At 67.8% G+C, this 22,170-nt stretch carries 24 protein-coding genes; 10 read left to right on the top strand and 14 right to left on the bottom strand.

Features of this window, described 5'->3' with window-relative positions; genetic code table 11:
• Window positions 1-53 precede the first annotated feature (53 nt).
• Window positions 54-1,664 carry a tyrosine-type recombinase/integrase gene (locus ABFY03_RS17380; RefSeq protein ID WP_346170309.1) on the bottom strand — a complete coding sequence of 537 codons (1,611 nt, stop codon included), beginning with the start codon at window positions 1,662-1,664 and terminating at the stop codon, window positions 54-56.
• Window positions 1,661-2,335: a transcriptional regulator gene (locus tag ABFY03_RS17375; protein WP_346170308.1), complete on the bottom strand. Its 675-nt coding sequence runs from the start codon at window positions 2,333-2,335 to the stop codon at window positions 1,661-1,663. The genes ABFY03_RS17380 and ABFY03_RS17375 overlap by 4 nt, the downstream gene beginning before the upstream one ends.
• A gap of 130 nt (window positions 2,336-2,465) precedes the next feature.
• Here ABFY03_RS17375 and ABFY03_RS17370 point away from each other — a divergent pair, with 130 nt between their 5' ends.
• The 6 genes from ABFY03_RS17370 to ABFY03_RS17345 all read left to right on the top strand — a co-directional run bounded on the left by ABFY03_RS17370 (window position 2,466) and on the right by ABFY03_RS17345 (window position 9,073).
• Entirely contained in the window at window positions 2,466-2,660 is a 195-nt protein-coding gene (locus tag ABFY03_RS17370) for a hypothetical protein (RefSeq protein WP_346172262.1), read from the top strand.
• Window positions 2,661-2,895: 235 nt separating this feature from the next.
• On the top strand, window positions 2,896-4,209 hold the full coding sequence (locus ABFY03_RS17365; RefSeq protein WP_386723687.1) for a DUF3631 domain-containing protein: 1,314 nt from the start codon (window positions 2,896-2,898) through the stop codon (window positions 4,207-4,209).
• A 418-nt stretch (window positions 4,210-4,627) separates the two neighbouring features.
• Window positions 4,628-5,476: a DUF2637 domain-containing protein gene (locus ABFY03_RS17360; RefSeq protein WP_346170306.1), complete on the top strand. Its 849-nt coding sequence runs from the start codon at window positions 4,628-4,630 to the stop codon at window positions 5,474-5,476.
• Between the two features lie 405 nt (window positions 5,477-5,881).
• The gene (locus ABFY03_RS17355; protein ID WP_346170305.1) at window positions 5,882-6,442 is read left to right on the top strand and encodes a MobC family plasmid mobilization relaxosome protein; all 561 of its coding nucleotides are present in this window, start codon (window positions 5,882-5,884) and stop codon (window positions 6,440-6,442) included.
• Window positions 6,439-8,151: a relaxase/mobilization nuclease domain-containing protein gene (locus ABFY03_RS17350; RefSeq protein ID WP_346170304.1), complete on the top strand. Its 1,713-nt coding sequence runs from the start codon at window positions 6,439-6,441 to the stop codon at window positions 8,149-8,151. Before ABFY03_RS17355 ends, ABFY03_RS17350 begins: the two co-directional genes overlap by 4 nt.
• 52 nt (window positions 8,152-8,203) lie before the next feature.
• Complete coding sequence (locus ABFY03_RS17345) at window positions 8,204-9,073, top strand: ParB N-terminal domain-containing protein (protein WP_346170303.1); 870 nt, start codon at window positions 8,204-8,206, stop codon at window positions 9,071-9,073.
• Between the two features lie 88 nt (window positions 9,074-9,161).
• Here ABFY03_RS17345 and ABFY03_RS17340 read toward each other — a convergent pair whose 3' ends face one another.
• From ABFY03_RS17340 to ABFY03_RS17290, 11 genes are all read right to left on the bottom strand, one after another.
• The gene (locus ABFY03_RS17340) at window positions 9,162-9,452 is read right to left on the bottom strand and encodes a hypothetical protein (protein WP_346170302.1); all 291 of its coding nucleotides are present in this window, start codon (window positions 9,450-9,452) and stop codon (window positions 9,162-9,164) included.
• Window positions 9,453-9,740: 288 nt separating this feature from the next.
• Window positions 9,741-10,112 carry a hypothetical protein gene (locus ABFY03_RS17335; RefSeq protein WP_346170301.1) on the bottom strand — a complete coding sequence of 124 codons (372 nt, stop codon included), beginning with the start codon at window positions 10,110-10,112 and terminating at the stop codon, window positions 9,741-9,743.
• A 10-nt stretch (window positions 10,113-10,122) separates the two neighbouring features.
• On the bottom strand, window positions 10,123-10,857 hold the full coding sequence (locus tag ABFY03_RS17330) for a class I SAM-dependent methyltransferase (protein ID WP_346170300.1): 735 nt from the start codon (window positions 10,855-10,857) through the stop codon (window positions 10,123-10,125).
• Window positions 10,858-10,902: 45 nt separating this feature from the next.
• Window positions 10,903-11,577, bottom strand: a complete 675-nt coding sequence (locus ABFY03_RS17325) for a class I SAM-dependent methyltransferase (protein ID WP_346170299.1) — start codon at window positions 11,575-11,577, stop codon at window positions 10,903-10,905.
• A 66-nt stretch (window positions 11,578-11,643) separates the two neighbouring features.
• Window positions 11,644-13,011 carry a hypothetical protein gene (locus ABFY03_RS17320; protein ID WP_346170298.1) on the bottom strand — a complete coding sequence of 456 codons (1,368 nt, stop codon included), beginning with the start codon at window positions 13,009-13,011 and terminating at the stop codon, window positions 11,644-11,646.
• On the bottom strand, window positions 13,011-13,781 hold the full coding sequence (locus tag ABFY03_RS17315) for a hypothetical protein (protein ID WP_346170297.1): 771 nt from the start codon (window positions 13,779-13,781) through the stop codon (window positions 13,011-13,013). Before ABFY03_RS17315 ends, ABFY03_RS17320 begins: the two co-directional genes overlap by 1 nt.
• A 39-nt stretch (window positions 13,782-13,820) precedes the next feature.
• Entirely contained in the window at window positions 13,821-14,408 is a 588-nt protein-coding gene (locus ABFY03_RS17310) for a CYTH domain-containing protein (RefSeq protein WP_346170296.1), read from the bottom strand.
• Between the two features lie 149 nt (window positions 14,409-14,557).
• A complete protein-coding gene (locus tag ABFY03_RS17305; protein WP_346170295.1) occupies window positions 14,558-14,857 on the bottom strand; it encodes a hypothetical protein in 300 nt (99 codons plus the stop codon).
• Between the two features lie 72 nt (window positions 14,858-14,929).
• Window positions 14,930-15,439, bottom strand: a complete 510-nt coding sequence (locus tag ABFY03_RS17300) for a nucleoside-diphosphate kinase (RefSeq protein WP_030205911.1) — start codon at window positions 15,437-15,439, stop codon at window positions 14,930-14,932.
• Between the two features lie 196 nt (window positions 15,440-15,635).
• Window positions 15,636-16,202 (bottom strand): adenylyl cyclase, encoded by a 567-nt coding sequence (locus tag ABFY03_RS17295; RefSeq protein WP_346170294.1) that lies wholly within the window; start codon window positions 16,200-16,202, stop codon window positions 15,636-15,638.
• Window positions 16,203-16,346: 144 nt separating this feature from the next.
• Entirely contained in the window at window positions 16,347-17,039 is a 693-nt protein-coding gene (locus ABFY03_RS17290; protein WP_346170293.1) for an HAD family hydrolase, read from the bottom strand.
• 94 nt (window positions 17,040-17,133) lie between these two features.
• Here ABFY03_RS17290 and ABFY03_RS17285 point away from each other — a divergent pair, with 94 nt between their 5' ends.
• Both ABFY03_RS17285 and ABFY03_RS17280 read left to right on the top strand, forming a co-directional pair.
• Complete coding sequence (locus ABFY03_RS17285; protein WP_346170292.1) at window positions 17,134-17,907, top strand: XRE family transcriptional regulator; 774 nt, start codon at window positions 17,134-17,136, stop codon at window positions 17,905-17,907.
• Window positions 17,894-18,361, top strand: coding sequence for an NUDIX hydrolase (locus tag ABFY03_RS17280; protein WP_346170291.1), 468 nt, complete (start codon window positions 17,894-17,896; stop codon window positions 18,359-18,361). The genes ABFY03_RS17285 and ABFY03_RS17280 overlap by 14 nt, the downstream gene beginning before the upstream one ends.
• Here ABFY03_RS17280 and ABFY03_RS17275 read toward each other — a convergent pair.
• Window positions 18,349-18,912 (bottom strand): HD domain-containing protein, encoded by a 564-nt coding sequence (locus ABFY03_RS17275; RefSeq protein WP_346170290.1) that lies wholly within the window; start codon window positions 18,910-18,912, stop codon window positions 18,349-18,351. The two genes, ABFY03_RS17280 and ABFY03_RS17275, sit on opposite strands and share 13 nt — an antisense overlap.
• A gap of 410 nt (window positions 18,913-19,322) precedes the next feature.
• On the opposite strand from ABFY03_RS17275, the gene ABFY03_RS17270 reads away from it, so the two are divergent.
• Window positions 19,323-21,200: an HsdM family class I SAM-dependent methyltransferase gene (locus ABFY03_RS17270; protein ID WP_346170289.1), complete on the top strand. Its 1,878-nt coding sequence runs from the start codon at window positions 19,323-19,325 to the stop codon at window positions 21,198-21,200.
• Window positions 21,200-22,159: a restriction endonuclease subunit S gene (locus ABFY03_RS17265; protein WP_346170288.1), complete on the top strand. Its 960-nt coding sequence runs from the start codon at window positions 21,200-21,202 to the stop codon at window positions 22,157-22,159. The genes ABFY03_RS17270 and ABFY03_RS17265 overlap by 1 nt, the downstream gene beginning before the upstream one ends.
• Window positions 22,160-22,170: the final 11 nt, after the last annotated feature.

Genomic DNA, 22,170 nt, shown 5'->3' with positions numbered 1-22,170 from the left:
GGTCGGAGTGCCGTGACTTTGCTTGCGTGAGCGATGCGTGAGCGGAGGGGCCGTCAGCCCTTCTTCGCGGCCTTCTTGGCCTTGGCCTTCTTCTTCCGCTTAGCCTTCGCCTTGGCGGCCTTCTTCGCTTCCTCGGCGGCCTGGCGGACCTGCGCTTCTTGCTCGGCCTTGCGCTGGAGGGGGACGAGCTTCGCGGTGGCCTCGGCGGCGCTCTTGCCGACGTGGGGGAGCACGCTCTGGTAGATGTCGCGCGTGATCCGGGTGTCGCTGTGCCCGAGCGTGTCCGACACGATCTTGATGTCGATGTCGGCCGCCAGCATGAGCGTGGCCGCGCCGTGCCGGAGATCGTGCAGCCGGATCGGCGGGAGGCCGGAGGCGGCGACTAGGCGCTCGAAGAGGTCGGTGACCTTGCCCGGGTGGAGCCAGGAACCGTCCTCCTGGGTGAAGACGAGCCCGGTGTTCACCCAGGCCGAGCCCCACTCGGCATGGTCGGCCTCCTGCTGCTCGCGGTGCCGCTTCAGGACGTGGACGGTGTCGTCGTCCAGGGCCACGACGCGGAAGCCGCTGTCCGTCTTCGGCTCGGACGCCTCGACCTCCCAACCGTCCTGAACGAGCTGGCCGGTCACGGTGAGGGAGTGCCGGTCGAGGTTGGTCTCCGACCACGACTGCCCGCACGCCTCGCCACGACGCAGGCCGCGGAAGGCGATCAGGTGCCACATCGCGTACAGCCGGTCCTCGGCGACGAAGTCGAGGAAGGCGCCGGTGTGTTCCGGCGTCCAGACCATCACGGGGGACGGCTTCTCGCCGGTCTGCTCCCACTTGGCGACCCGCTCGTCCGTCCACACGAGCGCCTTCGGCTTGCGCACCGGGTCGATCTCGACATGGGCCGCCGGGTTGAACGTGATGATCTGCTGCCCGATCGCGTCGTTGAGAGACGCGCGGAGCGTGGCCTTGATGTGCTGGCGCGTGGCGGGGCCGGTGACGCGGCGGAAGGGCGGCATCGCGTCGATCGCGGCCTTCATCGCCTTGCGGCGGGCGCGGTTCGCCACACCTTTCCACGGGACGGTCGCCAACTCCTCGACCGCCGCACGTCGCTGGGCGTTCTGCTCCAGGATCTCGGCGTTGGCGTCGGTTATGGCGGTGAACATGTCGCTCAGGTGGCTGACGCGCAGCCGGTCGAGACGCCGGTGGCCGATGTGCGGCTTGAGGTGCACGCGGACATCGGTCTCGTACCGGCTGATGCCCGACTTCCGGATGCGCTTGCTGGCGAGCCACCGGTCCAGCCACTCGGCCACGGTCAGGCTGCCGATGAGATCCTGGCCGGCCCTGAGCCGGCGCCGGGTCTCCTCCACCTCCGGCAGGGGCAGCTTCTCGCCGCTGACCTCGGCCAGCATCGCGGCGACCAGTTGGACGCCCTCGGGGTCGTCGACCTCGGCGAGCCCCAGGAGGGCCCGCACGTGGTCGAGATCGACCTGGGCGGCCTTGAGACTGCCGTATCCGCCTCGTGCGAAGGACCGTCGGCTGCCGTCCTCACGGGGCGGCAGCTCCTGGCGTATGGAGTACGTGCAGTGATTCCTGCTATTGCGCTTGGGGCAGGAAGCGCCGAGCTCCTTGCCGGTCTTGGGGTCACGGCAGGAACAGCGGCGGTAGGTCGAGCCCTTCAATCGTCTTCCTCCTGGTCGGGGTCAGGCTGCGGCTCGATGTCTTCGAGCCATGGGGACAGTTCAGGTGGGATGGCGCCCTCCTCTCGGATGTCGTCACGGAGGTTGAGGAGTCGGTGCTTGGCTTCCTCGGCGCGCTGGGCGTACTCGGCGGCCTTCCGCTCGGCCTCCTCGCGCTGGCCGGAGGTTGTCGCGGTCTCGGCGTCGAAGGCGGCGCTTTCGGCCTCGCGTCGGGCGGCGATGACGGTTCGGGTCAGGCTGGCGTGCAGGTTGAACTCGGACATGAGGCCACTGTCGGTCTCGTAGTCCCGCTCCTCGCCGGTGAACTTCCGCATGGCGTCCCAGGTCGGGATGAGCGCGTGGAAGGGGAGCTCCTGGGTCCGCTCGACGTAGCCGAGGGGGAAGATCAGGCAGATCGGATACGTCTCCAGGGCCGCTGCCAGCACCATGACGTCCACCAAGGGCAGGTTCGCCCTACGGCCGGATTCCAGGTTGGCGATCACGTTGCGAGGGATGGGGTGCCCGAGTTCTTCGCAGCGTTCGGCCAGCCGTTGGGCGCTCCACCTCTTCTCCTTCCTGCGGCGCCGGACTTCGCCGGCGACGTTGTTCCTGATGCGGTCGACCCACTCCGGGAAGTCGTCATCCTCTTCATCATCGAAACCGTGTTGTGTCATGGCGACACATTAGCTTCTTCATCATGGTTCTCGTCGGCCTGGAGCCGGACACGACGACCGTGTTCGCCGAGGGCTGTGACGAGAGGGGTGCCGCGTGCGCGACGACATCGCGGGGACCGGCCCGAAGGGCATGAGCCGGGACGAGCTGCTAGCCCTGCCGGCAGCCATTGACCTGGACACAGGCAACCGTGCGCTGGGTCTCGGGCGGAGCAAGGGCTACGAGCTGGCCAAGCGGGGTGAGTACCCATGCAGGGTCCTGCGCCTGGGTAAGGCGTACCGCGTGGTGACGGCGGACCTGCTCAGCCTGTTGGGGCTGGCTGCGTGAGGGCGAAAGAAGATAACAGACGGTTCTGCGCTGAGCTGACACAGAATCGCTGGACTGTCGCGAGGCGTGGACGTACGGTCCGTGTTCCCTCGCCCCGCTCGGGAAGCGAGAGAGCCTCCGGCGAGGCAACGCCGGAGGCTCAACAACCCCCCGCCCGTAATCCCACGAACGACCCCGCGCGCCGGGCCCGTATGCCTGGCGACGCGAGAAGAGGAGCTGCCCAGTGCAACCCGCGATGCCCGAGCCCTATTCCGACCAGGGCACGACCGCGTGGCCGCCGGTCGCCGTGCCCGGCCAGCCGGGCCGGACCACAGCAGAGACCAGCCAGGCCACCGACGGTCCGGCGCAGCCCTCGCCGCCCGACGAGCGGTGTCCCGAAGATGAACGGTCCGACCTCGACCCCAAGCGGTGTCCCGAAACGGAACAGCCTGATCCCGAGCCGACGCACGGGTCGGAGCTGCTCGACGAACTGCGTGAGCAGATAGCGAAGTTCGTCATCCTGCCCTCCGAGCAGGCGCTCGACGCGGTCACCTTGTGGGTGGCGGCGACGCATCTGCAGCCCGCGTGGCAGCACGCCCCACGCCTCGCGGTGGTCGGCCCGGCGAAGCGATGCGGCAAGTCCCGGCTGCTCGACGTGCTGACCGAGACGGTCCACGAGCCGATGCTCACGATCAACACCACGCCGGCGGCGGTCTTCCGCTCCATCACCGAGGAACCGCCCACGCTCCTCGTGGACGAGGCGGACACGATCTTCGGCACGCCGAAGCAGGCCGAGAAGAACGAGGAGATGCGCGGCCTGCTGAACGCCGGCCACCAGCGCAACCGCTACGTGACCCGGGTCGTCGGCAACGACCACACACCCCACCGGTTCGCCACCTTCGCCATGGCAGCCATCGCCGGAATCGGCGACCTGCCCGACACGATCATGGACCGGTCGGTGGTCATCCGCATGCGCCGACGGGCGGAAGGCGAGACCGTCCGCCCCTTCCGCTCACGACGGGACATCCCGTCCCTCCACGACCTACGCAACCGCATCGCCATCTGGGCGAGGCCCCTGCTGGACGAGGCCGCCGACCTGGAACCGACGATGCCTGTCGAGGACCGGGCAGCCGACACCTGGGAGCCCCTCGTCATCGTCGCCGACCTCGCCGCCGGCACCTGGCCGCGCCGTGCCCGTACCGCGTGCGAGCAGATGGTCTCCGCCGAGGCGGCGGCCGAGGAGGATCACCCCAGCGGGGCCCGCATCCTGGCCGACATCCGGCGCGTCTTCGTCGCCCAGCGCGAGGTCGACAGCCTCTCCACGGAGGACCTCATTCACCACCTGCGCCAGGATCCGGAGAGCCCGTGGGCCGAGTGGGGGCGTAGCGGGCTCAGCCCGCGCGACCTCGGCTCGATGCTCCGGCAGTTCGGCATCAAGCCCGGAAACGTCCGCATCGCCGACGGAACCCAGCGCAAGGGCTACATGCGCAACAAGTTCCTCGACCCCTGGCGCCGCTACTGCCCGACCGTCCACCCGGTCGACGCCGCGCCAACCCTCCCGCAGAGCTGACCGTCCCGCCCCCGCTGGTTGCCGTCCTTGCCGTCCCTGCCGTGACCTCGCAGGTCAGAGGGCATACGCGCAAGACGGCAACCGGGCCCAAGACGGCAACGCGATCAAGGCTGCCACGGGCTGCTGGGACGTCGCCCGCATCCGTCTCGTGCCGTCCCACGCGTACGTGCCGTATCGCCGCAGGTCACCGGCCATGCGGCCAAGACGGAAGGCCGATCCGCGCCGTCCCCGCCGGGACACAGCCAGGACGGATACCGATCGGGCCTGCCGTACCGGCCCTGACCTGCGCTTGCAACGGCCAAGACGCCCAAGACGCTTCACACCACTGCCCCAAGGAGTATCCCGCTTGACTCTCCTCTTTCGCCTTCGACCACTACGCCGCACGCAGCCGGGTAGCAGGCCCGGTGAGGGGCGGCCGATGGCAACTGGGCATACTGCCGAACGGTTCGCGCTCGTCGCGGCCGGAGTCGTCATCGTCCTCCTGACGGCCGGAGCGTTCTGGCTCTCCTACGCACACTTGGCCGACGTTGCCGGCCAACACGGCCTCGGCAACTCCCCGATCCGCCGCTGGGCGTGGCCCGCCACCCTCGACGCGTTCATCGTCGCGGGCGAGCTGCTCATGCTCCGCGCGAGCCTGCGCCAGGTCACCGACTTGTGGGCCATCGCTGTGACCGCCATCGGGTCGGTCGGATCCATCGCGCTCAACGTGGCGGGCGTGAGCGGAACGAGCGACGCCCGCACTGTGCACTGGCTCGACTACGTGGTCGCCGCAGTCCCTCCGACCGCCGCGCTCCTTGCTTTCGGCGTCCTGATGAGGCAGATCCACCAGCTTGTCGAGCGGCCCGACGGCCACCGAAAGTCCGTCCCGGAATCGATGCCCCCGGCCAAGGTGGTCGCCCCGTCGTCCCCTCCAGGCGAAGGCAAGGATCGCGGCGACGGGCCGACGGAGCATCCCGACCCCGATCGTCTGGCCGACACCGAAACCCCGCCAGGCGGCGATGCCGCCAGCAAGCCCCCCAAGCCGGCCGGAGCACGGCCTCGGCGTACCGGGCGCCCGCAGGACATCTCCGATGACGAGATCCGGGCGATCGCGCGCGAGGTCATGACCCGTACGGGAACCGCCTCTCCCACCGAGATCGTCGAAGAGATCCGCGTCAACCGCGGCCGCAAGGTCGGCAACGGCCGCGTGAAGAACATCTGCGACGAGCTGAACGCCCGAAAGGCCGAGTCAGGGCCCACGGTCGCAGTCGGCAGCAGCATCGGCTGAGCCGTCCGCAACGATGCCCTTCGGTGGCACCGGAAGTACTTCCGGTGCCACCGAAACCCGTCGGCCCCCGCACCGACTCCGCCGGAATCCCGCCTCCGTCACCAGGCCACTGCCCGCAGCGCGTACTCCTCCACAGCTGTGGACAGCCAACTACCTGCTGCACGTCGCCTGGCCTTCCACGCGGGCCTGCCTGTCCTTTCTTCCTCATCCGGAGAACTGCCCATGAAGCGCCACACGCACGACTCGCACGATGCCGAGGCCGTCCCGGACGAGCTGTCCGTGCCGACGAAGTCCCCTATGCTGCTGGGACGTTTGCGGCTGGCGTTCGGACGGGCTGCCCCTGGCGGAGCCAGTAGTACCCCGAGTCCGACTCAAGGCCGGTCTTCGGGAATCTCCGCCCCGGGGGTGGCGGAGACGGCCCGGCGCCAGGGGGCGCCGGACCGGGAGGCCGGGACCGAGGGCGGCCCCGACCCGGACGAGCTCCACGCCGTCCAGCAGCAGATCCTCCGCCCCGCACCCGTCACCGAGCCGCCGGCCGATGAGTGTGTGGTGCAGAGCGTGCAGCCGGCGATCCGCCGTTTCACCGGTACCAAGCGGACCGTCCGTGTCGGCCCGCTGCGGTTCACCGGCGACGAGCACAACGCTCTTCAGGAGGCCGCCGCCGAGCACGGCTACAAGGGGGAATCCGGCTTCGCCGCCGACATCGTCCTCGCGTTCGTATCCGGCCGGTTCACGGCGAACCTGCCGCTGTCCGAGGACCGCCGCCGCACCCACATGTTCCGCGCCCAGGTGCTGCGCGAGCTCAACCGGATCGGCGTCAACGTCAACCAGATCGCCCGCGCCCTCAACAGCGACCTCACGCCGCCCGACATCCGCCACCGTCTCGACGAGCTCCACCGCTTGCTGGAGCTGATTGCCGAGGCCCTGCGCGAACCTGCCGACTCCAGGAAGGACCTGGTCGCGTGATCGCCGCCATCAAACCGGCCGGTTCCAACACCCGTGGCCTGCTCGCCTACCTCTACGGACCCGGCCGCCACGACGAGCACACCGACCCGCACATCGTCGCCGGCTTCGCCATGCTCGGCATGCCCGACCCCGGCCGCGACCCCGAGGCCACCCTCACCCAGCTCGCCCGCCACCTCGACGAGCCCGTCCACCTTCGGAACAGCGAGTTCGGAAGGAAGGTCACCGACCACGTCTGGCACTGCCCCGTCCGCACCGCCCCCGAAGACCGCCACCTCTCCGACACGGAGTGGGCCGACATCGCCCAGCGGATCGTTGAAGCCGCCGGCATCGCCCCACCCGGCGACGACCTGGCGTGCCGGTGGATCGCCGTACGCCACGCGGACGACCACATCCACATCCTCGCCACCACCGTCCGCGAGGACGGCCGCCGCCCCCGGCTTCACGACAGCGGTATCCGCGTCGGCGACGCCTGCCGCCAGATCGAGACCGACTACGGCCTGCGCCAGCTGAAGAAGGGCGACCGCACCGGCGGCCGCCGGCCCACCCAGGCCGAGATGCACAAAGCTGAACGTCTCGGCTGGGAGCAGACCAGCCGCGACTGGCTCCAGGACCGCATCCGCGCCGCCATCCCCCACGCCAGCGATACGGAGGAACTCCTCGCTTACCTCGAAGCCATGGGCATCGCGGTCAAACCCCGCCGCGGACCGTCCGGAGACCTCCTCGGCTACGCCGTCGGCCGCCCCGGCGACCTCAACAAGGACGGCGAACAGATCTTCCACCCCGGCGGAAAGATCGCCCCCGACCTCACCCTCCCCAAGCTCAGGGCCCGCCTGGAGACCACCGCACCGGAGGAACACCCCACCGCCCGCCGCGACCAGCCCGCCACCCCCTGGCACCAGGCCACCGATGCCCTCGACACCCTTCGCACCGGCATGGACGACGATGCCTACGCCCAGGCGCACATCACCGCGCTCGGCGACCTCATCGAAGCCACCACCCAGAGGGCCCCCGGCCAGCTTCAGACCGAACTGCGAGCCGCCTCAAGGGCATTCGTCCGCGCGCAGCGCTCCCAGGTCCGCGCCGAGAGCCAGGCCGCCACGACCCTGCGCAAGGCGGCCCGGGACCTCGTCCACACCGCCACCGGCCCCGACGGCAGCGCCCTGGCGACTCTGCTCGCTGCCCTCGTCTGGGCCACGATCGTCGCTGCCCGCTGGCACGAGGCGATGAACCACGCCCACCAGGCCGAAGCAGCCCGCCAGACCCTCCGCCACCTTCAGGCCGCCGCCGACCGGGCCCTCACGCCCGTAGTCGGCAGCCTCGCCACCCGCCGGCCGAACGATCAGGCCCTCCGGACCCTGTCCCACGACGTACGGACCGCCGTCCCCGACCACGCCGAACGCATCCTCACCGACCCCGCCTGGCCGGCCCTCGCCACCGTCCTCGCCGACGCCGAAGCCGGCGGCCACAAACCCCACCAACTCCTGAAGGAAGCCACCGCCCAACGCGAACTCACCACGGCCCGCCAGCCCGCCCGCGTGCTGATCACCCGTATCCAGCACACCAGCCGCAACCCCGCCCCCAACCCCCGCGCCGAAGCCGCCCGCCGCCGCTCCGCCATGGCGCCCGCACCCAGCGCCCACCAGGCTCGAAACCCCCAGCCCACCACGGCACCCACGACACCCACAGCCCAGCGCCACCGACAGCGCTGACAGCCGCAAGGAGCCCACTCTGAAGGTCCATCCCGCCGCCGACGTCTTCCCGATGCTCGATCCCGACGAGCTGCTCGACCTCGCCGAGTCCATCAAGACCGATGGCCTGCTACATGACATCGTCCTCGACACGGACGGCGTCCTCCTCGACGGGCGCAACCGGCTTGCCGCCTGCGAGATCGCCGGCGTCGAACCCCGTTTCACCACCTACACCGGCGACAACCCCCGAGCGAAGATCTTCTCCAAGAACGTCATCCGCCGACATCTCAACAAGGGCCAGCTGGCAATGATCACCGCCATGGCCTGTTCCCTTTCGGGACACTCCCTGCGCGGCCTGGCCAAGACCCACGGCCTCAGCCGCACCCGCCTCTCCGCCGCCAACATCGTTCTCCAGCACACCCCCGACCTCGCCGAACAGGTCCGCATCGGCGCCTTCCCACTCGACGCCGCCTACGACATCGCTCGTGAGAACAAGGCCCGAGCCGAAGCCCTCCAGGAGAAGCGCGACCGCCTCACCGAGCACGCCCCGGACCTCGCCCAGCTTGTTACCGAAGGCCACCTCACCCTCGACGAAGCCATCACCACGCTGGAGGAACGACAGGAGGACAACCGCATCCGGAAGCAGATCGTCGATGCCGACGAGCTCCACCTTGCGGACGGCCACATGTCACCACCCCTGGCCCAGCTCGCCGAGCGGGGAGACATCACCTGGCACCAGGCCAACCAGCGTGCCGAAGAGTTCCTGGCCCGCAGGCAGGAGGCCATCGACCGGGCACAGCACAGTCTCCAGCTGATCGCCGAGAGCTGGACCGCCGTCCAGGACCTCGCCGCCCGACCTGATACTCAGCTCACCCGGGACATCCTCAGCGGCCTCGTACCCGAAGTCCGACTTCTGGCTCAGCGCCTGATCACCCTGGACTGAGCCGTTGAACGCTCTCGGGGTCGGCGCGAAGCCGCCGGCCCCGAGAGCGATCGCTCATACCGCCGACTTGCCCGCCGCCGTACCCGTGCTAGTCGGCTTGTCCCAGTTCCTGCAGCATCGGTATGGCGACCCGCCAGATGGTCACCCCGATGACGATGGCGACGGTAATCGCCCACCACTTCAACTGTGCCCATCGCTCGACTCGCCTGCGTGCGGCCGCTGCGCGCTCGACTTCGGAAAGGTGCGGGGCCACCCACGGCTCGTTTTCAAGGCTGTCCCTGCGCCATTGACGGCCCTCCAGCCCGACCCGCCGGGCAGGGCTCAACTGCGCCCGGTACGCCTTCTCCGCCTGGTACTCGGCACGGCGCGCTTCGCGCAAGACGAGGCAACGCGGAGTGTGGTTCGGGCGAGGGCAAGTGCAAGTGTCGAAGATTAGGCGGAACATGGCAGGACTCTCCGGGCGGGCTGTGGAACCGGTCTGCGATGAGACTCCCGACGGGCTCCGGAATCCTACGCCAGCGCCAAGCACCGCGTAACGCGCCAGTGCAGCCACGCGTGCATCGCCGGATCTGCTGACGTGGGGAGGGAAGCGTGCACTGACCCGCCCCGGACACAGGGCCATTGCCGTGGGGGAGCGGCGTAACTCGTCCGTGTCCGGGGCGGGGGTCTAACGGCGGCGCAGGAGCCGGCCTTGGCCGCGGTGTTTGCCTGTTCGCCGTGGGGTGGGTGGTTCGGCGGCTGGGGGCTCGTCCTGCGACGGGGCGCCAGCCGACGTGTCGCCGAGGAGGAGGGACTCCCAGACCAGCTCGTGGAGCGTGCCGATGCACGGACCGCAGGCGTACATCGGCGCCTGGGCACCGGCGACGGTTGCCGGGCCGATCCAGAGAACGCGCGTCCACCTCCGTCCGCAGTAGAGCCAGCAGAAGCCGTCGACCCATGTGTTGGCGTCGTCCGTGGTCGCCGCAGCCGGACGACCGCCGCGGGCGAAGTCGGCGATGCCGGGGATCACCCGGTGTCCCAAGGCGAGTTCCGTGAGCACGTCGGGCTGCCTACTTGGTCGCGATGACGTAGACACTCGCCCACTGCCGCTTCGGGTTGGCCATGCTCGGGTCGAAGGTCCAGGGCTCGACTGTGGCGAAGCCGGCCTCGGTGAACAGATGGCTGAGCTTTTCGAAGTCGTACGCCCAGTAGTGAGGGTTGTACGTGGGGTCGTCGTCCTGGTCGCGGAAGACGTAGTTGATCAGGTCGAGGTAGGTGTTGATGTCCTTGCGGCAGTCCCGCTTGGCGTACCAGCGGGCGATCATCTCCTCAGCCTGTTCCGGCCCGGCCGGGTACTGGCCAAGCACGAAGGCCGCATCCGGCACCCCGGTGATGAGACGGCCGCCGGGCGTGAGCACGCGGAACGCCTCGCGGGCGTAGGTCTTGGCGGAGCGGGGGTAGTCGATGTGCTCCAGGAAGTGCTCCGAGAAGATCTCCTGGGTGCTTTCGTCGGCGAGCGGCAGGCCCTCGCGTACGTCCCACAGGAGGTCGGCCGGCGGGACGATGTCGATGTTGAAGAAGCCGTCGATGCGGTGACCGCCACCGCCGATCTGGACCTTGGCGGGGCCGGGCTGGAGGACGCCGTCGGGCAGGCCGGCGAGGCTGGCTCGGTGGTGGCGGTGCAGCTCGGCCTCCTTGGCGGCCGCCCTGAGCGTGCGGGCGAGGCCGTGCGTGGTCGCCGGGGAGGCGAGGGCGCGGTCGAGCTGGTCGAGGAGGGACGCAATCTGGGCGTCGTGCGTGGCCATCGTGTCTCGCTTCCTGGGTCGCCGTGAGTGGGTGGTTCAGGTGCTTCAGGTGCTGAGCTGCTCGATCCGCCACAGCCCCAGACCGTTGCCCGGGTGGTGTCGCCCGTTGTCGGTGAAGTCGGTGTCGAAGTGCTCGATGGGCGACGGGAGGCGGAAAGGGGCCGCCTGGAGGTTGAGCGGGCGCCAGTGCCCGTCCGTGGTGTCGCGGTTCTCCGCCAGGTCGGCGTACGTGGTGGCGAGGAGGTAGGCGGAACCGCTGGCGGCGATGCGGGCGAGGAACGCCAGGACCTCGTGGTGGGTGAGGTGGACCATGCAGTCGCGGGTGAGGACGAGATCCGCGGCCGGGATCTCGTCGCGGCTGAGGTCGGCCTGCTGGAAGGACATGCGCTCGCTGCCGTACCGCTTCTGGTTCAGCTCGACGAGGTCAGGGACGACGTCCAGGCCGACGTACGCGTCCAGCCGGTCGAAGCCGTCGACGTGGCGGATCCAGTTGACGTCTCCGCAGCCTGCGTCCGTGATCGTACGGATCGGGTACCGCGCCAGGACGGATGCGAGGGCGCCGCGGACCGCTTCGGTCTGCCGCAGGTCGGATCCGGGCCCGGAGAACGACTCCGGTGATCCCCAGTGGTTGGTGCGGAATACCTCGGTGAAGATCGTCTCGGCGGTCTGCGCGGGCGCCGGCCAGGCGCGGGTGGGACGTGGGTGCTCGTGGGTCGACATGCCTCTCCACTTCGGCAGGGTGAGGGGACAGGGGGGCGGGCGATCTGCCGTGCGGGCTGGCCCTGATCAGCGGCTGTTGTTACGCATGAGCGTGTACTTGATGTCCACCAGGCGCGGGGCGATGGTCAGCGCGAGTTCCTCGGCGGGGTGGAGTCGTCCGTGGTCGTCCCGCTCGGCCCGCCAGACGCGATAGTCGAGGTCGGGGTACGCGGGGTTGATGCCGATCTCGCCCTTGGGGATCGTGCCGTTGAAGGGCGCGATGATGTCCATGTGGTTCCAGTAGTTCCACGCCTGGAGCGCCTTGTGCTGGTCGTAGTAGAAGTAGAAGTCCGGGTACCGGCCGAAGGTGCGGAGCTCTCGGTGGATGAGGTGGCCGAGGAGCGGTCCGAGCTGGGTGGAGAGGCCGTCGAACTCCCAGCGGGTGCGGTGCCAGGCTTCGGGGACCTGGCCGGGAGTGAAGAGACGGGCCGCGACGAGGTGGCTGATCCGCTCGGTCAGGTAGGCGCGGGCGTGGCGCGCGTCGAGGCTCGGGTCGATGCGGGCCAGGAGCGTGGCCAGGCCGGTGGGCGAGGGCCGGAACCGCGCGAGGTCGAACTTGCCAGCCATGTCCGGGAAGGACGCGAACAGCATGTCCTTGTACAGCCAGTTGTTGAACTCGCCGTGCTCGGCCCGCTCGCGGGTGTCGTCCGTGGTGGAGTGCAGCATCAGGTACTCGGCCAGGGCCTCGAAGTACACGTAGCCGAGGATCGGTAAGCGGGGGATCGTCTCGTCCAGGAGCCGGAGGAAGTTCTCCGGGGAGACCGTGGCGCCCTGGTGGGCGACTGCAGCCGCCAGGGCGAGGAAGGCCGCAGAGTTCTTGATCCGGCTGACGATCGTCTCGCGCAACTGGTGGCGCTCGGCCTTGGAGAGCAGGTACTCCAGACGGCTGTAGATCTGCAGGTGGATCGAGCCGAGACGGAGGTAGTCCACGCCGGCCAGGCCCCGGTACGCCTGCGGCGGGAGGGAGACCTCGAAGATCAGCGGGGTCGGCTCCCGCCTCGGCACCCCGGCCTTCGCCACGAAAGCCGGGGCCTCCTTGGTCAGGATGTACTCACCGAGGTTGTGCATGCGGAAGCCGCGCTCGGAGGCCGTGAGCGGCGCGCAGTAGACGCTGCCGACCAGGCAGCCCCCGGAGGGGTACAGCGCGCCGTGCTCGCTGATCTGCTCCAGGGCGTGCGTGACGTGGAGCAGGTGGAGCTTGTCGCCCGTCCCCAGGGCCCGGAACATCGCGTTGTCCCGCAGGAGCCGGCCGTTGGGCGTGTCGGCCAGGCGCTTGTCCCAGGCCGCGGTCTGCGCGGCGAGCGGGTCCTGGCCGTCGGTGGGGCTGGGGATGAGGGTGGTGTCGAAGAAGGAGTGGGCGTCGGCCCACTGCTCGTAGGCGTCGAGGAAGTCCATCAGCCGATCAGCTCCATGATCGCCAGGCTGCCGAGAACGGCTTCCGCGCTGTCGGCCCCGGCCAGCCACGCGGACTCGGACCGGACGACGAGCTCGAAGGCGGTGGTGCGCAGGTCGGCGAACGCCTCGGCGCGGACGTGGGTCGGGTCGGGCCACCAGGTGAGCTTGGGCAGGCGATAGCGGTCCAAGGCGTCGGCGGCCTTGAGGAGGTCGGTGATCGTCCTCGTACGGGCGTGGTCGGCGTGGTCGTCCGGCGAGAAGTGTTCGTACGGCAGATCGTGGAGGCGGACCGCCGTGCCGGCGGCGGTGACGCGGCTGGGCGTCGGGGTGCGGCCGAAGCGGTCCCAGACGGTGCCGGCGTTCTCCGTGAGCCAGATGGCGGCGCGGGCACCGTGGCCGGTGTCGTCCTTGTCGTGGAGCCGACGGCAGTCGTGCACGGCCGCGGCCAGGACGAGCGTGGCGGTGTCCTCCTCGCCGAGACCGGTGGCCTCGGCGAGGAGAGCGGCCATGGCGGCGGTCCGTACGGCGTGCCGGATGCCATGGAGCGAGTCGTGGCACCTGGCCTCGGCCAGCCAGTCGGCGGGCAGGGCCGCGCGGGTCACGAGCTGCCGCGAGCTCGGTCGCAGGGTGGGAGGAGGCGGGCCGTCGGGGAGCTCCGGCCGGTTGGCGGCGATCCAGCGGACGGTGGCGGGATCGGTGTACTGGTGGTGCGGAAGCTGCTTGCGCGCGGCCAGCTCAACCAGACTGTCGGCCGGCAGGGTCGTGCTCATCGGGCCCACCCCCTCATGGTGGTCTGCGGCAGCGGATGCCTAGCTGGCGGTGGCGGCGGGCGCCGCCTCCTTGTCCTTGCGCTCCTGCTCGGCGGCCTCGAAGGCGGCGGTGAAGTCGGCGAGCTCCTGCTCGGTCATCAGGTGGATGTCGAGTTCGTCGGCGACGCCGCGGATGCGGGCGGTGGCCTCCTCCTGGGCGGTGGCGCCGGCACCCTCGTCGAGGAGGACCTCGAACTCGGCGTGGTGCCCCCACGCCTCGCTCCACTTCACGGCGATCTCGACCCCGCGGAAGCGGAAGTTGTGCCGCTGGTTGAACGCCTGGTGCATGGTGCCCTCGAAGCCGAGGGCGTTGAAGATCCGCACGGCGGCCGGCACGTCGTCCCGGGCGATGGCGAACTCCGTCTCGGGGAAGGCGGCGCCCTGGCCGATCTTGCTGGCCTTGAGCGTGATCTTCGCCGAGCCGGCGGCCGTGTTGTCGGTGACCTTCAGCAGCTGGTCCGGCAGCACGTAGAAGTAGATGTTCTTGTCGTCGCAGCCGAGGTCCTCGGCCTCCGCCGCGAGGCGGACGAGGAGCTTCTCGTACGTCTCCTCGTCGAACCGGGCGCGCATCTCGATCTCGATGGCCACAGGGGCTCCCTTCCGGAATGAGGCATGGGTGGTCCGCCCGAGCCGTCCCGCGCATGGGGGCTGGCTCGGCTGGACGTGATGTGTGGTTGGTCAGCGGCCGGCGGGGTGCGGCCCGTTGTCGAGTGCCGCACCGCCGCCGGGGTCGTACGTCAGTCGAAGTCGCCGAAGCGGTCGCGCAGGACGCCCTCGTGCAGGTAGTTCGGCAGGAGGACGCCGCCGACGGACACCCTCTTGGTGGCGACGTCGCCCTCGGTGTCGCTGGGGAAGCCGGTGAGCAGGGTCAGGCACTGCCTCGCCCACTCGCGGGACTTGTCCCAGTCGCCGGCGTCGCGGCTCTGGACGGCGAGGGCGAAGGCGGTCTCCGCCGCGGCCCAGCGGTCGGTGGCCAGCTCCTGCTGGAAGACGCTCTCCAGCTCGGCTGCGGAGGCGACGCGGGTCGGGTTGGGCATGGGTCTTCTCTCCTACGTTGGTGCTGGGTGGTGTTCAACGCGTCGGCTTCCGAGAGGTGACCTCGGTGCGGGTCAGTACGTGAAGATCTCCGCGAGGGTGCGGTAGTCGTGGAGCTCGTCCTTGTCGAACCAGAGCGCCACCTCCTGGTCAGCCTCCTCCTTGTTGCCGGAGGCGTGCACGAGGTTCGCCACGGCCTTCCCGGAGGCGGCGCTGGCACCACGGCTGTAGTGCGAGAAGTCGCCCCGGATGGTGCCGGCGGGAGCCTCGTTCGGGTACGTGCTGCCGACGATCTTCCGTACGGTCGCGACCGCGTCGAAGCCCTCCAGGACGAGCGCGATGACGGGGCCCTGCTGCATGAAGGTCGCGGTGAGGTTGTAGACCTCCGGGCCGAGCCGCTCCTCCAGGTCGAAGTAGTGGCGCCGGGTGAACTCGGCGTCCATCTGCTTCATCTTCACGCCGACGATCTTCAGTGCGGCGTCCTCGAACCGGCTGATGATCTTCCCGCCGAAACCACGGACCAGAGCGTCGGGCTTGAGAAGGACGAGCGTGCGCTCCACGGTGTTTTCCAGATCCTGGGCCATCGATTCCCTTTCAGCTTTCAGGCAGGCCAGATGGCGGGCGCTCAGCGCCTCGCCCGCCCGAGGTTACCGGCGGCGTAACCCCGTTCCGCGCAAGGCAGTTGAGCGATTGAAGGCTTATCGGCCAAGTGGCCGAGACCATCGCTCGATGGGGGTCGGTCGGCCAGTGGTGAGTTCGGCTGTCGCCCCTCGTGCCAGGTCACGTCGCACGGGCATGGGCGGTATCGGCGAAGAGGAGGGTGGGTTCGGCAAGCACGTTGCGCTTGGCCGCGGTCAGGTAGATCTGCTCGACGCTCTCGGCTTGGGCATCGCCGAAGTCGAACCCGATCAAAGCCGCCGCCTGCCGGACGGACGCCTCGTCGGGGCCGGCGACCGCGACGAGCACGGGGAGGTCGGGCCACGCCTCGATCGAGAACGCCGCTTCCCCCAGCCGCCACTCCTCGCGGAAGTGCTCCTGATAGCGGGTCTCGCGCAGGCCCAGCTTGCGAAGGATCTCCACCGCGGCCGCGCGGTCGGACACCACGGTCTCGACGACCGCGCTGCCCTGGAGCACCGAGGAGGCGCAGGACGAACCCAGCGCGAGGCTGACGCGTGCGCCCTGACCACAGAGGCGGAGACAGAGACCGGGGTCCAGAACCTCCCCCTCGAAGATCCAGCACGTACGCAGCGCCCAGGGGATCCTCTGGACGGCCCCCACCCGGCCGAGCCTGGTGCGGATGTCGGCGGCGTCGACATCCAGGAACCGGACTTCGTACTCGCGCTTCATGGCCCCCTTCTCCCCTCGTGAGGCCAGCGACCGCTCCTTCGGGCGATCGCTGGCTTGCGATCCGTGCTGAGACAGATGATGGGGAAGGAGAAGGGGACACCGTCACCGCGTCTGCGGACGCCAGGCAGGACGTCCTGGGACGTTTCACCGTTGCGCGGCGCGCTCCAGCAGATCCAGCACCCGAGAGGTCTCGGACAGGTCCCTCAGGACCACGGAGGCTCCCGCCGCTCGCAACTCCTCTTCGCTGTGGATGCCGGACGCGACCGCGATGATCTGCGAGCCGGTCGTGAGCGCGGCTTCGACGTCCCGAGGCGTGTCACCGACGAGTACCACCGGGACGTCCGCTCCAACGCCTCGGAGCCGACGGGCCCGCTCGCGAGCCACTTCCACGAGGTCCGGCCGCAGATCCGCGTCGGCGCCGTACGCGCCCACGGACAGGTCGAGGAGCGTGTCCAGCCCGAAGGCGGAGAGCTTCACGGCGGCGTTGGCCGCGATGTTCCCCGTCAGGACGGACGAGATCCAGCCATGCCGGCCAGCCGCTGCGGCGAGTACCTCACGCACCCCAGGCAGGGCGCTTCCGCGACGGCGAAGATCCTCCTCGCGCCCTTCCCCGGCCTTGACGAGAGCCGCTTCCACGACGGCCCAGTCCGGCACGGGGACACCGTGCCGGACAAGCAGCTCCCGCATGATCAGGCGATCCGTACGACCCTCCGTCCGCGCCGGCCCGTCCGGATCCCGCCCCGCGAGAAGGGAGAACGCGCTCGCGTAGATCTCCTTGCTCACCCCGGCGTTCTCGATGAGCGTGTGGTCGATGTCCCACAGAACAATGAGCTGCATGGCGCCAGCGTAGGGAGAAGGCCGAGAGCGGCCCGGTGAAGACGTCCCAATACGTCCTTGCCCCGCCTCCTCGTTCCACGCTTGCATGACCAGCGTGAACGAGCGACTGCATTCCGTACTCGCCCAGCGGGGCGTCTCGATCGAGTCGCTCGCCGAGATCTGCGAAGTGGACCCCAAGACCGTAGGCCGCTGGCTCGGCGGGCGCGTTCCCCATCGGCGCCACCGATTCGTCGCGGCCCAGCACCTGCGCGTCGAGGAGTCCTTCCTCTGGCCCCCGCAGCAGACCCGCGCGACGCGGACAGCGCCGACTTCCGACGGTGAACTCGTCGGCACCTACGCGAACCGGGCGAGCGTGCCCCGAGAGATGTGGATCTCGCTGCTTCGAGGAGCGCAGAAGGAGATCAGCGTGCTCGTCTTCTCGGGCACCTTCTTCGCCCAGTCCAACCCCGACGTGGCCCGGATGCTCGCCGAGCGCGCGCACGCCGGCGTCCGCGTACGGCTGTGCTTCGGCGACCCCACCGGCGGGGCGGTCGCCGTCCGGGGCCGGGAGGAAGGCATCGGCGACACGCTCGCGGCGAAGATCCGCGCCTCGTTGACCTACTACCGTCCCCTCCTGGGCAAGCCGGGGTGCGAGGTACGACTGCACGACACCACCCTGTACACCTCGCTCTTCCTCTACGACGAGAACCTGCTGGTCAACCCACACGTGTGGGGACGCCCAGCCAGCGCCAACCCGCTGCTCCACCTCAGACAGGGCACCGAAGGCGGCTGGTTCGACAACTACGCTCAGAGCTTCGACGCCGTCTGGGCCGGCGCACGGCCCTGGACACCCGACCAGGAGGGGACCGCCGCACATGGGCAGGACTGAGTACTACAACGACCCTGACGCCCCCAAGGCCAACACCCTCATCCCCGCCAGCAACCTCCTGGTCGTCGACGACTGCGGCGCCATCCTGCTCCAGCGCCGCCGCGACACCGGCCAGTGGGCACTGCCCGGCGGCGCCCAGGACATCGGCGAGACCGCCGCCGAGTGCGCGGTACGCGAGTGCCTGGAGGAGACGGGGATCGTCGCCGAGATCACCGGCTTCCTCGGCGTCTACACCAACCCGAACCACATCGTGGCGTACACCGACGGCGAGATCCGCCAGCAGTACGAGAACACCTACATCGGCCGCCCCGTCGGCGGCGAGCCCACCATCAACGACGAGGCCGACGGCGTCCGCTTCGTACAGCCGGCTGACCTCGACCAGTACGACATCCACGCCAGCATGCGCCAGCAGATCGCCGACTACCTCGCCGGCACCTACCCCTACCTCGGCTGAGCCGCCAGCACGGCCTCCACCCGCTCGATGGCGGCAAAGATCTCCGGCGCCGCCCGACGGATGAACCGCCCGACCACACTGTCGTCCCCGTAGCGGCCAAGGACCTCCGCGACCCGCTCCTCGGCGGTGGTCCGGCCGCCGTCGGGCGTGGTCGTCATGTCGCAGTACACGAGCGCGTCCACCAGTAGCGGCTCCTCCAGCAACGGAAACTCGCTCGCGAGCTCCTCCCGTAGCCCCCGCTCCTCGGCCTCCAGGAGCGCGAACGAGTGGTTCGCGACCAGCCGCGTCAGCCGCTCGTCAGCCCCGTGCTCGTCGCGAAGGAATCGGGCTCCGTCCAGCGGATGGAACCCGGTCGTGGCCAGGCGCGGCGCGTACCCGACATCGTGCAGCGTGGCAGCGGCGACGAGGAGGCCGGCGTCCTGGCCGAGAACCTGACTTACTTCGACCGCGCGTTTGGCCACTCCCTGCGTATGCGCCCACCTGCGTGGAAGCGTGCTGCTGAGCTCGGCTTCCGCGACCTGCGTCGCCCACTCCTCGATCAGATCACCCATGTGAACTGCCTGCCCGGGCTGTGGCCCCTACAAGCCTGCCGAGCTTGCTCCTCCGTTGGTAGTCCCGTAACGCCAGCGAACGAGCCACAGGCTCCGCCCATGCCACGGCTGACGCCCGCAGCTGGGACCTGGCATCAAGCACGCCAGTGACGAGGCCGGCCAGACGCTCCCGTCCACGAGTCGCTGTCCGGGTGAGGTTCGCAGCTTGTGCCCAAGTACCTGAGTACGGATCCGCCGCAGGGTACAGCGGCGGGAACGTGGGCCGGCGGTTGATCACATCGACTCGGCCACGCCCGAGGGCGGGTGCTTGCAAGGCCGTAAGGTATGTCTGACCTATCGGCGAGCATGCGCCGCGTGGAGGGGGTCGCCGAGATCCCCGGGTATGTGATCTAGGACTACGGTGGGCTGAAGTGGCGAACGAGCGGGTGACCGAAGACCTGGTGGACGGGCTACTGCGGAAGCTGGGCTACTACGATGACGAGAACGCCATCATCGTAGAGAAACAGCAGTCTGCCGTACAGGCTATTCGAACCGCATTGTCGAAGGCGTCTAAGACTGGAAAGGGTGGCGTTGGCTACCCTGAGTTCATCATTACCGCTCCCGGAACGCCGGACATAGTAGTCATCGTCGAGTGCAAGGCGGAAGTCTCCAAGCACGAGTCGAAGGATCGCGATAAGCCCGCCAATTACGCAGTCGATGGCGTCCTTCACTATGCTCGCCACCTTTCGCCGAACTATACGGTCATCGCGATTGCGGTGTCAGGTACCGAAAAAGCTAGCTTGTGGTCCTTCTTCCTCATGCCGAAGGGTGAGTCGGAGCCGCGTGACCTTCTGGCCCCACATGGTGCTCCTGTCGAGCACCTCATCCCGATGGACGACCTCATTCGGGCTGCATCGTTCGACCCGCTCGTTCACCGTCAGCGTGAGCGAGACCTAATTCTTTTCTCGCAGGAAATGCATGAATTCATGCGCGATGAGGCAGAAATGAGCGAGCAGGAGAAACCGCTCGCAGTTGCAGGTACTCTCATCGCCTTGGGTAATGAGGTGTTCGCCAAGACCTATGATGCATATCCTGCAAAAGAACTCCCTGCGTTCTGGATGCAGACCATCAAGGCCGAAGTGCAGAAGGCTGCTATCCCAGTTCCCAAAGTGGAGAACATGACGCAGCCGTTCACGAACATTGAAGTTCAGCCAGAGCTGCGAAAGCCCACAAAGGGGTATCCGAAGGGGCTGCTGAACGAGATTGTTCGACTGCTCGCGGACCGAGTGCTGCCCTTCATGACCATCTATCATGACTACGATGTAGTCGGGCAGTTCTACGGAGAGTTTCTAAAGTACACCGGCGGTGACGGTAAGGGTCTCGGTATTGTGCTGACTCCCAAGCATGTCACTGAACTGTTTTCGCTGATCCCAAACCTCAACAAGGACGATGTGGTAGTCGACCCTTGTGCGGGAACGGGCGGTTTCCTCATCTCGGCCATGATGCAGATGGCGAAGACGGCTACCACCCAGACGGAATTGCAGTCGATTAAGCGCGACCGTCTTATCGGTATCGAACAGCGTCCTCAGATGTACGCGCTCGCTGCCTCGAATATGATTCTTCGAGGTGACGGGAAGGCGAATCTCTACCAGGGGTCGTGTTTTGATACGGCCATCGTAAAGGCGGTAAAGGAGCACGTAAGCAGCGCCGATGCGCCGCTCCGTCCAAATGTCGGACTCATCAATCCTCCGTACGCGAAGAGCAAGTCCGACTTGAGTGAACTCCGCTTTGTGGAGAACATGCTTGACATGTTGGATAAGGGTGGCACTGGTGTAGCTATCGTGCCAGTTTCATGCGCGACTGCGTCGTCAGCCGAGAAGACCAACATCATGGCCAAGCACACGCTTGAAGCGGTCATGTCTATGCCGCCAGAACTGTTCTACCCCGTCGGGGTTGTGACCTGCATCATGGTCTTTAAGGCGGGGATTCCGCATGCGGTCTCGAACAAGAAATCATGGTTCGGCTACTGGCGGGACGATGCGTTCATTAAGGTAAAGAACCTCGGGCGCGTTGACCATCACAAGACGTGGCCGGCGATTCGAGACCGGTGGATTGAGGCGTGGCGGAACCGCGAGGTACATCCAGGTGAGTCAGTCACTGCAATGGTTGGCCCGAAGGATGAGTGGGTCGCTGAGGCGTACATGGAGACAGACTATTCGTCTCTTTCTCAGAAAGATCTAGAAAGAGTTCTTCTCGACTACGCCTTGTTTGTCCTGAAGGGTTCTCAGCCTGAGGAGGACGCGGATTAATGCAGCGCCTGGATGACATCTTCCATCTGCGTTACGGGCATTCGTTGGAGCTCAATGCTCTAAAGCGGGTCCATGCGCCTGAAGGTGTAAACTTCGTGTCTCGCGCCATGGGGAATAACGGAGTGACGGCACGTGTCGACGTAAAAGTTGCCCCGGCTAAGGCTGGAGAGCTTTCCGTTGCTCTCGGCGGTAACGGCGTTCTTTCTACTTTTGTGCAACCTGAGCCTTTCGTGTGTGGGCGCGACGTCATGATCCTCACGCCTATCGAGCCAGCCATGGGAATTGCGGAGAAGCTTTGGTGGGCTCGCTGCATCTGGGAGAATCGATACCGATTCTCGTACGGTCGACAGGCTAACCGTACTCTCGGGTCGCTGCTCGTGCCTGATGCTGCTCCTGAATGGGTCCAGCAGACGCCACTACCTACTCACGACGGTCTGGCCAAATCGTCAGCGTCTCCCTTGGCCCTTACTGATCCGCATGGGCAGCATTGGAGCGATTTCACCCTCGGTGAGATTTTCGACATCAAAAAAGGGAAGCGTCTAACAAAGGCGGAGCGTGTTCCGGGGAAAACCAGGTTTGTGAGCGCCTCTGAAAAGAACAACGGCATTACCGACATGAATGACGTGCCTGCGCTCTTCCCTGCAGGAGTTCTCACTGTGGTCTATAACGGCAACAGTGTCGGTCACGCCTTTTATCAAGATGAGCCCTTCTTTGCCAGTGACGACGTTAATGTTCTCTTGCCGAATGGGCCCGTTTCGCGGTGGGCGCAGCTGTTTGTTGCTGCCATCATTAAGCACGGGCGGACTCGATTCACCTATGGCTACAAGTGGACCCTGGCTCGAATGAAGCAAACCGTCATTCGTCTCCCTGCTAACGGCAATGGCGAGCCTGATTGGGGTTACATGGAGGCAGTAATGCGCGGCCTTCCGTTCTCTGCTGCAATCGATGATCGGCCTTGACGCTCGCAGCG

The sequence above is a fragment of the Streptomyces roseofulvus genome, from assembly GCF_039534915.1.
Taxonomy (GTDB): domain Bacteria; phylum Actinomycetota; class Actinomycetes; order Streptomycetales; family Streptomycetaceae; genus Streptomyces; species Streptomyces roseofulvus.
The sequence above is the reverse complement of the archived record's forward strand: the minus strand, read 5'-3'. Positions and strand labels throughout refer to the sequence as shown.

What these genes read in the sequence shown, in the direction of transcription:
- ABFY03_RS17375 (WP_346170308.1), bottom strand. Translation starts at nt 2,335, where the DNA reads ATGACACAACACGGTTTCGATGATGAAGAGGATGACGACTTCCCGGAG.
- ABFY03_RS17370 (WP_346172262.1), top strand. Translation starts at nt 2,466, where the DNA reads ATGAGCCGGGACGAGCTGCTAGCCCTGCCGGCAGCCATTGACCTGGAC.
- ABFY03_RS17365 (WP_386723687.1), top strand. Translation starts at nt 2,896, where the DNA reads ATGCCCGAGCCCTATTCCGACCAGGGCACGACCGCGTGGCCGCCGGTC.
- ABFY03_RS17360 (WP_346170306.1), top strand. Translation starts at nt 4,628, where the DNA reads ATGGCAACTGGGCATACTGCCGAACGGTTCGCGCTCGTCGCGGCCGGA.
- ABFY03_RS17345 (WP_346170303.1), top strand. Translation starts at nt 8,204, where the DNA reads ATGCTCGATCCCGACGAGCTGCTCGACCTCGCCGAGTCCATCAAGACC.
- ABFY03_RS17330 (WP_346170300.1), bottom strand. Translation starts at nt 10,857, where the DNA reads ATGGCCACGCACGACGCCCAGATTGCGTCCCTCCTCGACCAGCTCGAC.
- ABFY03_RS17325 (WP_346170299.1), bottom strand. Translation starts at nt 11,577, where the DNA reads ATGTCGACCCACGAGCACCCACGTCCCACCCGCGCCTGGCCGGCGCCC.
- ABFY03_RS17320 (WP_346170298.1), bottom strand. Translation starts at nt 13,011, where the DNA reads ATGGACTTCCTCGACGCCTACGAGCAGTGGGCCGACGCCCACTCCTTC.
- ABFY03_RS17315 (WP_346170297.1), bottom strand. Translation starts at nt 13,781, where the DNA reads ATGAGCACGACCCTGCCGGCCGACAGTCTGGTTGAGCTGGCCGCGCGC.
- ABFY03_RS17305 (WP_346170295.1), bottom strand. Translation starts at nt 14,857, where the DNA reads ATGCCCAACCCGACCCGCGTCGCCTCCGCAGCCGAGCTGGAGAGCGTC.
- ABFY03_RS17300 (WP_030205911.1), bottom strand. Translation starts at nt 15,439, where the DNA reads ATGGCCCAGGATCTGGAAAACACCGTGGAGCGCACGCTCGTCCTTCTC.
- ABFY03_RS17295 (WP_346170294.1), bottom strand. Translation starts at nt 16,202, where the DNA reads ATGAAGCGCGAGTACGAAGTCCGGTTCCTGGATGTCGACGCCGCCGAC.
- ABFY03_RS17290 (WP_346170293.1), bottom strand. Translation starts at nt 17,039, where the DNA reads ATGCAGCTCATTGTTCTGTGGGACATCGACCACACGCTCATCGAGAAC.
- ABFY03_RS17280 (WP_346170291.1), top strand. Translation starts at nt 17,894, where the DNA reads ATGGGCAGGACTGAGTACTACAACGACCCTGACGCCCCCAAGGCCAAC.
- ABFY03_RS17275 (WP_346170290.1), bottom strand. Translation starts at nt 18,912, where the DNA reads ATGGGTGATCTGATCGAGGAGTGGGCGACGCAGGTCGCGGAAGCCGAG.
- ABFY03_RS17265 (WP_346170288.1), top strand. Translation starts at nt 21,200, where the DNA reads ATGCAGCGCCTGGATGACATCTTCCATCTGCGTTACGGGCATTCGTTG.